Annotated in this window: 10 protein-coding genes and 1 tRNA gene; 10 read left to right on the plus strand and 1 reads right to left on the minus strand. The window is 33.9% G+C overall.

What is annotated here, in order from left to right; all coding sequences use genetic code 11:
- Nucleotides 1-582 precede the first annotated feature (582 nt).
- Entirely contained in the window at nt 583-2,448 is a 1,866-nt protein-coding gene (gene sppA, locus CJF42_RS08940) for a signal peptide peptidase SppA (RefSeq protein ID WP_095366353.1), read from the minus strand.
- 167 nt (nt 2,449-2,615) lie between these two features.
- Here sppA and CJF42_RS08945 point away from each other — a divergent pair, with 167 nt between their 5' ends.
- The 10 genes from CJF42_RS08945 to CJF42_RS08990 all read left to right on the plus strand — a co-directional run bounded on the left by CJF42_RS08945 (nt 2,616) and on the right by CJF42_RS08990 (nt 12,266).
- A complete protein-coding gene (locus tag CJF42_RS08945) occupies nt 2,616-4,577 on the plus strand; it encodes an FAD-dependent oxidoreductase (protein ID WP_095366354.1) in 1,962 nt (653 codons plus the stop codon).
- Between the two features lie 143 nt (nt 4,578-4,720).
- Entirely contained in the window at nt 4,721-5,410 is a 690-nt protein-coding gene (locus tag CJF42_RS08950; RefSeq protein WP_095366355.1) for an HvfX family Cu-binding RiPP maturation protein, read from the plus strand.
- 69 nt (nt 5,411-5,479) lie between these two features.
- Nucleotides 5,480-6,046 carry an NAD(P)H nitroreductase gene (locus CJF42_RS08955; RefSeq protein WP_095366356.1) on the plus strand — a complete coding sequence of 189 codons (567 nt, stop codon included), beginning with the start codon at nt 5,480-5,482 and terminating at the stop codon, nt 6,044-6,046.
- 200 nt (nt 6,047-6,246) lie between these two features.
- Nucleotides 6,247-7,623, plus strand: a complete 1,377-nt coding sequence (locus CJF42_RS08960; protein WP_095366357.1) for an SLC13 family permease — start codon at nt 6,247-6,249, stop codon at nt 7,621-7,623.
- Between the two features lie 143 nt (nt 7,624-7,766).
- Nucleotides 7,767-8,144, plus strand: coding sequence for a hypothetical protein (locus CJF42_RS08965; protein WP_095366358.1), 378 nt, complete (start codon nt 7,767-7,769; stop codon nt 8,142-8,144).
- Between the two features lie 105 nt (nt 8,145-8,249).
- A tRNA-Ser gene (locus CJF42_RS08970) sits at nt 8,250-8,340 on the plus strand.
- Nucleotides 8,341-9,076: 736 nt separating this feature from the next.
- The gene (locus CJF42_RS08975; protein ID WP_170940541.1) at nt 9,077-9,472 is read left to right on the plus strand and encodes a response regulator; all 396 of its coding nucleotides are present in this window, start codon (nt 9,077-9,079) and stop codon (nt 9,470-9,472) included.
- A gap of 316 nt (nt 9,473-9,788) precedes the next feature.
- On the plus strand, nt 9,789-10,982 hold the full coding sequence (locus CJF42_RS08980; protein ID WP_095366360.1) for an EAL domain-containing response regulator: 1,194 nt from the start codon (nt 9,789-9,791) through the stop codon (nt 10,980-10,982).
- 41 nt (nt 10,983-11,023) lie between these two features.
- A complete protein-coding gene (locus tag CJF42_RS08985) occupies nt 11,024-11,845 on the plus strand; it encodes an STAS domain-containing protein (protein ID WP_095366361.1) in 822 nt (273 codons plus the stop codon).
- A gap of 49 nt (nt 11,846-11,894) precedes the next feature.
- The gene (locus tag CJF42_RS08990) at nt 11,895-12,266 is read left to right on the plus strand and encodes an STAS domain-containing protein (protein ID WP_095366362.1); all 372 of its coding nucleotides are present in this window, start codon (nt 11,895-11,897) and stop codon (nt 12,264-12,266) included.
- The last annotated feature ends 34 nt before the right edge of the window (nt 12,267-12,300 follow it).

Here is a 12,300-nt window from a genome sequence, read left to right on the forward strand (position 1 = left end):
GTAAGATGTGTCGTTAACATTCTCAACAAATATCTTATAACAACGCAGTTGGCCGCTTATCTTTTTGCTCTAAGAGAGTTTGGGTAGAAAACGATTACTGCGTTATAATTCATAATCAGGGAATTACCTTGAATTATAAATCATGCCTTGTACTCGTATCCTACCCAAGCTCTGAAACCTGAATTTCCAAGTAGCTTGGGTATATACCCAAGCCACTTGATAATGCTTGTTTCAGAATTTATCAGGTGAGTTAGCACAAGGCACATCATTTTAGGAATGCTTATTGCCTTTCAAACTGATGTAACGTAGTGATTACTTATCTGATAAATTCCCTACGGGCGGGTTTTAAATGGTCAACTACCGCGTTATTTATGCTGATAAGGGAATAACCATTACCAGCAATAAATGTCTTGTATTTGACCATTTAAACTCCCGCTGAAATCATGCATTTCCAAGTAGCTTGGGTATAGTACTGAGAAATAATATTATGGTTCTAGTTTTTTTTGATAACAAAGAGCCCAGTAAGTTACTGGGCTCTTTATATACTTAATATGCTTTTGGCTCAAGTAAATGAGCAAAATATTAGTAAATATTACATACTAAACAACGTGCGTATACTGCATTTGGATCATTGTAGTCTTTTAGTGAACTGAACTCAGATTGTAGCTTGTAAAATACAGAGCTAATTTGGCTTTGCAGACCGGCTTCAAACACATCATTATTTTGCTCAATATTTAAAAAGCTTTGAACATGTGCATTACTTAATAGCTCTTGAATAAATTTATCTTTTGTAGATAAATCTTGCTCAACGGTAATAACATCGTAATGCTTAAGGCTAGCAAGTTTTGCCGCAGCTTCAATTGCATCTTGCTTATTACCTAACTTATCAATTAAGCCTAGCTCTTTCGCTTTTCTTGCAATCCATACGCGTCCTTGTGCAATCGCATCAACTTCTTCAATTGATAAACCACGGGCTTTAGCTACGATAGTTAAAAACCTTTCATATCCACGTTCAATGCTCATTTGTATCATTTCACCAAGCTGTGGGTTTAACTCTCTCATTGGAGAAAAACCTGCCATTTCTGTTGTTGAAACACCATCAGAGTAGACTCCTAATTTAGCGAGTGATTTGTCAAATGTCATTACAGTACCAAATATACCAATTGAACCCGTAATTGTGCTTGGTGCCGCCCAAATTTCATTTGCAGCAGATGCTATCCAATAACCACCAGAAGCTGCAACAGAACTCATAGAAGCAATAACTGGTTTACCAGCATCTTTTAATGCTAAAACTTCGGCACGAATGACTTCAGAAGCAAACATACTACCGCCACCTGAATCGATACGTAATACAACAGCTTTCACTTTTTCGTCTAAACGAGCTTTGCGAAGTAATGCTGCTGTTGAGTCGCCGCCAATTTGACCAGCTTTACGTTTACCATCAACAATATTACCTTTAGCGACAACCACAGCAACTTTATCAGTTAATGGATTAACGAATGAAGTTGGTGGTTTAATAGTCGTTAAGTAGTTTGTAAGTGAAATGCGTTTAAAGCTTTTACCTTTGATATCTTTACCTACTAACGCAATGAGCTGCTGACGAACTTCTTCTTTGGTTTTTAAAGAATCTACCCAGCCATTATCGAGTGCATATTGACCAGAATCACCGTTTGCTGTTTTGAACTTAGCTAAAAAATCATCCATTTTTTCATCAAAGTTTTGGACATCAAAACCACGAAGGGTAGCGATATCAGTTTTGTACTCAGACCATAATGCACCTAGCCAAGCTTGTGCAGAAGACTTCGCTGGTTCAGACATGTTATTTCTGATAAAAGGTTCAACTGCTGATTTATAAGTACCTACCCTGAAAATGTGCTGGGTAACTGATAGCTTTTCTATCGCATCTTTAAAGTACATAGGATACATAGCATAACCCTCTACACCCATCCAACCATAAGGATGCATAGTTACTTCATCAGCATGTGCTGCTAAATAATACTGGGCTTGAGAATAATAATCTCCAGTAGCAATGATTTGTTTTTCTGTTGCTTTAAATCGGTTTAAAGCATCGCTCACTTCTTTTAACTTATTTAAATGGGCATTACGCATATTACGTAAATCTAGCACCATTATTTTAATGCGCTCATCTTTGGCGGCGCTATCAATAACATTGATGATATCATCTAATAATATCTCAGGTGGCTCATCGCTTTTACCCATAGAATCACTGACTGCAGCTTCAAATGGGTCAACATACTTTTTTTGCTCGACTATGAAGCCTGATATGTTTAATACCAGTGCAGAGCCTGGCTCTATAATAATGTCATCTTCATCTGATCCTAATGCAATAACAACTGCAATAACGATAAATAAAAATAAAAAATTAACGATGAGTCGTCTGGAAAAATTTAATGTATCCCATAACCCAATAAAAAACTTCTTAATCAAAATTAAATCCTTAAATGATGAGTATTTATAAAATGTAAAGCTATTTTTAATATAGTACCGTATTTCTTAGACAAACTTAAATTAAAATAGTTACGAATTGTTTATCTTGTAAGTTCTTTAAAAAATCGTTACTGTGCAATCAGGTATGACCAGTTAAAAGAAGCGAAATGTTAGAACAAAAACTAAAACTAAAAAATAATGAGCTTAAAAACCGTTTAGTAATGGGGTCGATGCACACCGGATTAGAAGAAGGTTTGCGTAACCATAGTAAACTGCGTGCTTTTTATGAAGCCCGTGCTAAAGGTGGGGTAGGGCTAATTATAACAGGTGGATATAGCCCAAATTTAAGAGGGAAACTCACGCCGTTCTCATCATCGTTTAACTCTTGGATAGATGTATTAAAACATAAATCTATCACCCAAGCCGTGCATAAACACGATGGTAAAATTTGCTTACAGTTATTACATGCTGGTCGTTATGCTTACCACCCACTAAATACTGCGCCAAGCGCAATTAAAGCACCAATCAACCCATTTAAACCAAAAAAAATGTCAAAAAGTGCTATTCAATCTACGATTAAATCATTTGCACGTTCGGCATTTTTGGCAGAAAAAGCCGGGTATGATGGTGTCGAAATCATGGGCTCAGAAGGTTATTTGATCAATGAATTTATGGCACCACGCACAAATAAAAGAAAAGATGAGTGGGGCGGGACACCTGAAAATCGTATGCGCTTTGCGTGTGAAGTAGTTAAAGCCGTGCGTAGTGTTGTATCTAAAAAGTTTATGATTATATTTAGACTCTCAATGCTAGATTTAGTTGATGATGGTTCAAGTATTTATGAAGTTGAACAACAAGCTAAATCGCTTGAAAAAGCAGGTGTTGATATATTTAATACAGGCATAGGTTGGCATGAAGCACGTGTACCAACAATTGCGAGTATGGTGCCCCAAGGTGCATTTAAACGTTCTTCTGAGCAACTAAAAAATATGGTATCTGCGCCTGTTATAGCAGTAAACCGGATCAATACACCAGATATTGCCAATCAAATATTAAACGAAAACCAAGCTGATTTAATTTCTATGGCGAGACCGTTATTAGCAGATCCCGACTTTTTTGTGAAATATCAACAAAAACAAAGCGATAATATTAATATTTGTATTGCCTGTAATCAGGGTTGTTTAGATAATGTATTTAAAGGTAAAAGAGCGACCTGTTTAGTTAATCCACAAGCAGGTTATGAGTTAGAGTACGCAATTGAAAAAGCACCTAAATCTAAAGCAGTATTAGTTGTAGGGGCAGGGCCTGCTGGTATGGCTTGTGCGTGTTATCTAGCTAAGCGCGGCCATAAAGTCACTTTAATTGAAAAATCTTCAGGTATGGGAGGCCAATTTAATTTAGCAATGCGTGTACCAGGTAAAGAAGATTTTAATTACACATTAACTTACTTTAAAAGTGAACTGGCAAGACTAAAAGTTAACATAGAATTAAAGACGGCTTTTGATCCAGATATGAAATCAAAGTATGACGACATTGTATTTTCAACAGGTGTTAGTCCAAGACTTGCAAATATTGAATGTAGTGATGATAAACGTATTTTAGCTTATGATGAAGTGATCAGAGGTGAAGTTGAAGTTGGTAAGCGGGTTGCAATATTAGGCGCAGGCGGTATTGGTTTTGATATGGTTGCATTTTTAGCTGAACCTGCAAATAAATCTATCGATGAATTTCAATCACAATGGGGCATTGAAACTGAGCAATCAAATCACCAAGAGCAAGATAAATTATATATGTTAAAACGTAGTCCTGGCCGTTTTGGTTCAGAGCTTGGTAAAACAACAGGTTGGATCCACAGACAGGTCGCAAAACAACAAAAAGTTGAACAAATATCAGATTGTTCTTATGTAAGCTTCAGTAATAAAGGCTTGGAAATAAAAGAAAATGAAATAACGCGTTTTCTTGATGTAGATACTGTTATTGCGTGTATAGGTCAAGTGTCGAATACAAAAAATTATGATGCCGAAAAAGAGAATTCAAACGTGCATGTGATTGGTGGAGCGAAGTTAGCACAAGCCATTGATGCTAAAAGGGCCATATTTGAAGCATTAGAAGTTGCACGACGTATTTAAACGTAAAAAATAAAAAAACTTCAAAAGACCACTAATCTTGATTTAGTGGTTTTTTTTATTTAAGTTGAAATAAAAAATACTTAAACGTGGTCTTGGTTAAATGCTATTTCAAAATTAAGATAGAAAACGACAAGGTTCTAAATATGCTTCAAAAAGTAATTCAATTTTATAATACCTCAATAAATAAAACGCAAATTGCATCAGGTATAGCACCCTTATTATTTAGGTTAATCTTAGCCCCCGTGATGATCATTGCAGGGTATAATAAACTTGGTATAAGCGGTGAATGGAGTGGATTTATTAATGCAATTACCGCTGATGCTAATATTGTAACTTGGTTTGGTAATACTCAATGGGGTTTAGGTTTACCATTTCCTGACTTACTTGCTTTTTTTGCTGGTTGGAGTGAATTTCTAGGAGGTTGGTTTTTACTTGTCGGTTTATTCACTCGAATTGCCGCAATCCCACTTATGGTCACCATGTTTATAGCCGTAACAACGGTTCATTGGAGCAATGGTTGGTTTGCTGTTACGCCAACTAACCCAGATACAAGTGCTGCTAAAGTTTTAACGTGGTTACAGATCCCAGGTGCCCAGAAAAGCTTACAAAATAGTATTGCTACCAAAAAGCGTTTGGATAAAATTAAGGAAGTGGTGAATGAAAATGGCTTCACTGAATATTTATATGAAAAAGGCAGACCGGTTATTCTAAACAATGGTATTGAATTTTCAGCTACTTACTTTGTTATGTTATTGAGTTTATTTTTTACAGGAGGTGGTCGTATAACCAGTATTGATTATTGGCTTACTCGTAACAGTAAAAGAACGAAATAACTGCATAAGTTCCTTTAACTTTGTTATTCTCATTTTATCTAAATGAATTTAATGTGAAATAACAAAGTTATGAATGCAATTGATCTACTTTTAAATCGCCAGTCAGATAGTAAACTTCAATCCCCTGGACCTACAAAAAAACAACTAAATATCATTCAACAAGCTGCATTAAAAGTACCTGATCATGGTGCTTTAAAACCATGGGAATTTATTATTGTTGAAGGTGATAAACGCCATGTTTTAGGTGAAATATATTATCAGTCAGCGATAAAAAACTTAAACCCAGACATTCCTGCAGATGCAAAAATGATAGAAAGATCAAAAGAAATGCCCTTGCGTGCACCTATGATCATTATTGCCATAGCTAAATATAAAGAGCATTTAAAAGTACCGAGAATTGAACAAGTACAATCAGCAGGCTGTGCTGTAATGGCGATGCAACAAGCTGCTTTTGCACAAGGTCTTGCCGGCGTTTGGAGAACAGGAGTATATGCCAGTTGCCAACATGTAAAATCTGCTTTAGGTTTAAATGAATTAGATGAAATTGTCGGCTATTTGTATCTAGGATCAGCAGCTAATGATTTTGCTAAACCTCATAGAAACGAAATCAGTGAATTTTTCTCAGAACTGAAATAATACTAGTCTATTTAATATGTGCTTATTCTAAATTATCTAAATATTCAATAACGGCTTTCTTTAATGGATGAAAGTACTTAATTATAAGCTATATACCTATGTAGCATGGATATAAACCAGTGCTCTTGAAAATTTATATTTGAGCATTAATTTAAAATAATCGGTACAACTAAACTCAATAAGTGATAAGAATAAATAACATGATAAAAATTATTAAATCCCATATTTTGATGGGTATCTTTTTTGCTACCATAGTGTATTTATTTGGCAGTTCATTCGAACTTGCCCATGAAATAACCTTAACACTAACCATTACATGTTTAACGGGTTATTGGTGGGTTACTGAGGCCTTACCCATTCCATTAACCTCCCTGTTACCTATCGCTTCCTTTCCTCTAGTGGGGGTCTTAACTCATAAACAAGCAGCTAGCTCAATAGGTAGTCATGTCATTTTATTATTAATGGGGGCATTCATGCTTGCAGTTGCGATAGAGCAATCTCAAGTGCATAAGCGAGTTGCTTTTATGATTATAAATAAAATTGGTGGGGGCAGTGCTTCCCGAATTTTATTTGCGGTGATGACAACAAGTGCAATTTTATCTATGTGGATTTCAAATACAGCAACAGTGGTTGCTTTATTGCCTGTGGTTATTGCTTTGTGTGCAAATACGAATAATACAAAGTTTAAAATCGCATTATTGTTGGGATTAGCATATTCAGCTTCAATCGGCGGAATAGGAACGATTATTGGCACACCACCGAACTTAATTTTTGCTTCAGTTTATGAGCAATTCTCTCAAACAGAGTATGGTTTTATTCGGTGGATGAAAATAGCAGTTCCTATTGTTGTAATTTCGATTCCATTAGTCGCATTATGGCTTGGTCGTAATATAAAACTTAATGCAGCCATAGAGTTACCTGATATGGGAAAATGGCAAGTAGCTGAAAAACGCGTATTAGCTATTTTTTCAATTGTAGCGCTAGCTTGGATCTTTAGAAAAGAACCTTTTGGCGGTTGGTCTGGTTTAATGGGTAATAATACAATTGGGGATTCAAGTATTGCACTGTTAGGTGTCATTGCAATGGCATTAACTCCAAATGGCAAAGGTAAAAAATTACTTGAGTGGGAAAAAGCAAAAAATATTCCTTGGGGCATGTTATTACTTTTTGCTGGCGGTATTTGTATTGCAAAGGCATTTGTAAGTAGTGGTTTAAGTGAAATGTTAGGGCAGTTCTTAGTGAGTCTTGGCACATTACCCTTATTAGTTATGTTATTTACATTATGTATTTCAGTATCATTTTTAACAGAGATCACTTCAAATACAGCCACAGCAACACTTTTAATGCCTGTGATTGCTTCTGCAGCGATTGCGTTAGGCTTACCTATAGAATTGTTGATGATACCTGTGGTAATTAGCTGCTCTTGTGCATTTTGTTTACCTGTTGCAACTGCACCTAATTCTATTGTATTTGCAAGTGGTGAAATTAAGGTGATTGATATGGTAAAACAAGGCGTAGTACTCAATGTGTTATTAGCTACTATCATTAGCTTAGTATGTTATTATTTAATAGGTTAGCTAAAAAAGGAACATTCAAGAAAACATCAGTTCGATGGTTTTTTATTCTTGTTAATTTTGGTATGGTTATTCAGTACAAAGCAAAATAGCTTTGACATCATTTTAATTAAAACAATAATAAGAATAAAAAGAGGCACGCGAAAGTGAATCATTTATTTTATCGCGAAAAAGAAACTTGGTGGCAATGGTTAGTTTGGGGTGTATTTGGTGCTTTAGTAACATATTACATTGCCACAACAACACAAAGTAAAGAATATATTTTTTGCTCTTTGTTTAGCGTGATCGCTTTATTAACATGGCGAATGCATTTTACCAAACGTTTTGGTTTTATACGTGGGTTTAAAATCAGTTTTTTTGTATTTTGTTTTAGTAGTCTGCCGCTTATTTTAACTAAACCAACCAAACAAATAATATTTGGTGATGTAGATTTAACTTTTGCTTTATTACTTGCTGCAATAGTGGGTGTTATTTTGAGTTTAGTAAGCTCATTTATAGCTAAATCACCAAAACAATATTATTAAATGATGTTTTTATATACTAAATGATTTAAAAAACAGCGGTTAAAGTGAATTATGTAATTAGTGCTTTACAATAATTTATTAAGTGACTATTATGCGCCCCACAGCGGAGAGATGGCAGAGTGGTCGAATGCACCGGTCTTGAAAACCGGCATGGGTTTATAGCCCATCTAGGGTTCAAATCCCTATCTCTCCGCCAACTAATTTTAGTATATTTTCCTATAGAACATAGTTTAATTATTCCACCAGATGAATCTCTTCCTTTATTAAACACGCCAGCCTCAGCAAAACCTAGCACAATATAAAGATTAATTGCGTTGATCGTTCCAACGCCCTCTAACTTTAATCGCTTTTTACAATCTGGATGTGCGCTAACTGATTTCTCTAAACAACTATCATAACTATGAACCGCGTCAATCAATACGGTTAATAGCCCTTTCGCGGTATGAATTGCAGCTCGAAATTCTGCTGACAAATCATTTTTGGCATCTTCTAATATACCTTCTATCGCGGATATGATGCCAGCCTTGCGATTAGACATACGAATATTCAACTCCAATAACAAAGAGATTAAGAGGCTCTTTGTTGTTTTATCGCTAACTCTCTTAACCGTTTTATTGATTGTAATTGTTGTTGCTCAACGGTATTTTCACCAATAAACGTTATACCAATACAAATAAATAATTACTCAATTTAAATATTCTAATAACATCGTTGCTTTGAATCCTAATAGCCTGCTATATCTTAAGTCGCGCTAGGATTCAATACATAAAAGACAGTTCAACTTACAGTTAGATTTTTTATTCTAATAAAATAATTGTCAGATCTTTTATAATAGATTATTGTATATTAATCTTCTAATCCCTTAATACTTAATAATAAAACTACAACGTTAATCGATGTTTTTTTTGTATTTTCTACGTAAAGGAATAGTCATGAAATCAAAATTACATAAAGAATCAAAAATACTTATTTTGGATGATGATCCTTTAGTTGCCGAGTTTACTTCAGTAACATTAACAGATATGGGATTTATGAAAATAAATATTTTTTGTTATGTAAAGCCATTTATTGAGTGTGTCCGTTTATCAACAGTGGATTTACTTTTTATCGATATAAATTTATATGACATGGATGGTTTGGTATTGTTAGGGTGGATCAAAGCCCTACAACCAGAATCAAAAGTAGTCATGTTTTCAGGTGATACGCGGGGAGGATTAGTAAAAGAAGCTTGCCAGTTAGGTGCTGATGGTTTCTTATCTAAGTTTGAATTAGATAAAAATATACGCCAACTGCTCAATAAATGGAATGTAAACTACCCGTTAATATAAGGTGAGTTTTATGAGCGGGTTTAAAAGTAAAAAGAGCGTTATAATAGCAATCTTTCATTCGTATAAAAAGTTGAATTAATAAACCAGCTTAGATAGCAGATCTTTGAACCTATAAAATTCTACAGGTTCACCAGAATTTGGCAGGTATATAAACTCTGTAAAATAGATCTGAATCAAGTTATATTTTTTTTTCTGATAAATACCTTGTGTATTGTCATAAAATGACATAATAATAACTTAAGCTTTTGGCTATTAAAGAAATTTTTAAATAGTAATACTTTTTTATGTAATTGCAGTAACAATAAAAGGATTTTTTGTGGATACACTACTTTTAATAGATGATGATAATGAGTTTGCTCAATTTTTTTGCATCGCTGTTGAAAGTAAAGGTTCGCAATGTCAGGTTTTATCTCATTCAAAAAAAATTATTGATTATGAGTTGTCAGGGATAGACCATATTGTTATTGACTTAGTGATGCCAGACCTCGATGGCTTACAAATATTGCGTTTTCTCAAAAATGTAAACTACTCCGGTTATATTTCAGTTACTTCAGGACAAGATCAATCATTACTTGAATCAGCTCGAGAGATATGTAAATTACATGAATTAAAGTTTCATTCGGTTTTAAAAAAACCATTTGACTTAATTTCTATCGATAATCTTTTTACGACACTCCCTGTTAAAACACTTTTCAAAAAAAAACAAAAATTAAATAATGTTAGCGATAAAGAAATAGCCAAACAGCTTCCACTTGCCATTAAAAATCAAAATTTAGAAGTTTATTTTCAACCTAAAATCAACCTTGTTAACAGTAAAGTAGAAGGCTTTGAAGCTTTAGCCAGATGGCAGTTAAATGAAACTTATATTGAGCCAACTCGCTTCATTGCTCTAGCTGAAAGCTTGGGTCTGATTGGTCAATTAACTGAAGTTATAGTGGAAAAAAGTTTGAATTCATTTTCACTATTACTGCAAAAAGTTAGTGATGTAAGTATATCGATCAACTTTTCTGCTCTTGACTTAAGTCGGAATGATTTACCCGACTTATTAAGAAGCAAAATTGATAAATATCGTATACCCAGTGAACTCGTTACTTTAGAAATTACTGAAACAGTTTTTTTACAGAAAAGTACGCTATCGCTAGAAGTGTTAACACGTTTAAGACTTATGGGCTTTAAATTATCCATTGACGACTTCGGTACAGGTTATGCTTCAGTAAATATGCTACAAAATGGACCCTTTACAGAATTAAAAATAGATCGCTCATTTATAAGCGGTTTACATAATAATAAACAGGATAGGATTATTGTTCAATCAATTATTCAAATGGCTAATCAACTTAATATAAGCATCGTTGCCGAAGGTATTGAAGATCAAAATACTTTAACTCAATTATTGGCAATGAATTGTCAAATAGGTCAAGGCTATTTTTTTAGCCGACCTATGTCACATAATGAAACCAGTATTTGGTTAGACAATAAGCTACTCAAATTAAATAGTACTACTACATAACATATTATTTAATTATCATAGATACCAAAATAAGGAAAATCATGACAAGTTATCAAGAGTTAGGTAAAATTTTCAGTAAAAATAATAGAGAAATTATTACGCTCTGGTTAAATGAAATAACAACAAAAATTAATTCAGAACGCATAACTGAAGAAAAAGATTGTAAGTTATTAATAGAGTGTATAGAAGAATGTTTTTTAGTACCACCCACAGACTTACTTGGCGTCGAAGAACAAGTATATAATTCAGAACAATTCAAGCGACTAAAAAAAGAACTCCAGTCGTTTGCTGCTTACAGGGCATTAAACGGCTATACACCGACACAAACAGCTAACTACTTGCTTACTTTTAAAAAGATTATTTATGATCTGATATATCAAAAACACTCAGATACTTCACCTCGAACAATAATTGATTTTAATAATTTTATTGATTATTTAGTCGTGATTAGTTTTCAGTTTTACACTGACTCTAGAGACGAAATTATCAACTCACAAGCTTATGCTTTAGAGCATGATACACCTATAGTTAAAATTTCAAAAAAGACCTTGTTGATGCCATTAATGGGTATTATTGACACTATTAAAGCACAGAAAATAATTGAAGGATTATTAGAAGCCGCTGTAGAACATCAAGCTGAATTTGTAATTGTTGATATGACCGCAGTACCGACTTTTGACACTCATGTTGCTAATAATATTTTAAAAACCATTCTGGCTGCAAAGATGGTTGGGACTCAGGTTATTTTGTCGGGGATTAGCCCTGATGCTGCCTTAACCATTGTTAAATTAGGTGTTGATCTAGGTCATGTTGAAACATTCAATACCTTAGAAAATGCAATAGCGTATAGTATAAAAAGTTAATAATAATACTAATTAAGAGATAAAAAATGAATATAATTCGAGATACAAAATGAATATAATTCCCATTTTGCAGTTGCAGTCTAATTTAATAGCTTCGATTCAAACGGAATTAACTGATGAGCAAGCATTGGCATTTCAATCAGAATTATTGGAAAAAAACAGTGCATTAAATACCAAAGGCATCATTATCGATGTTTCAATGCTAGATGTTATTGATTCATATATGGCTAAGGTGCTAACAGATTTAGCTAAAATGATAAAATTACAGGGGTCTAAAGCTGTATTATCTGGTGTGCAACCTGCAGTCGCATCTACGTTAGTTGATATGGGGATGAAATTAAATAGTATTGAAACTTTTTTATCACTTGATAGTGCATTCTTGTATTTAACTAAAGAGCAGTCTGGTAAAACTAAAAAATAATACTATGTTTATTTCTAGCATTAAAACAAGGGTT

This window comes from Pseudoalteromonas sp. NBT06-2 (genome assembly GCF_002276045.1).
GTDB lineage: Bacteria > Pseudomonadota > Gammaproteobacteria > Enterobacterales > Alteromonadaceae > Pseudoalteromonas.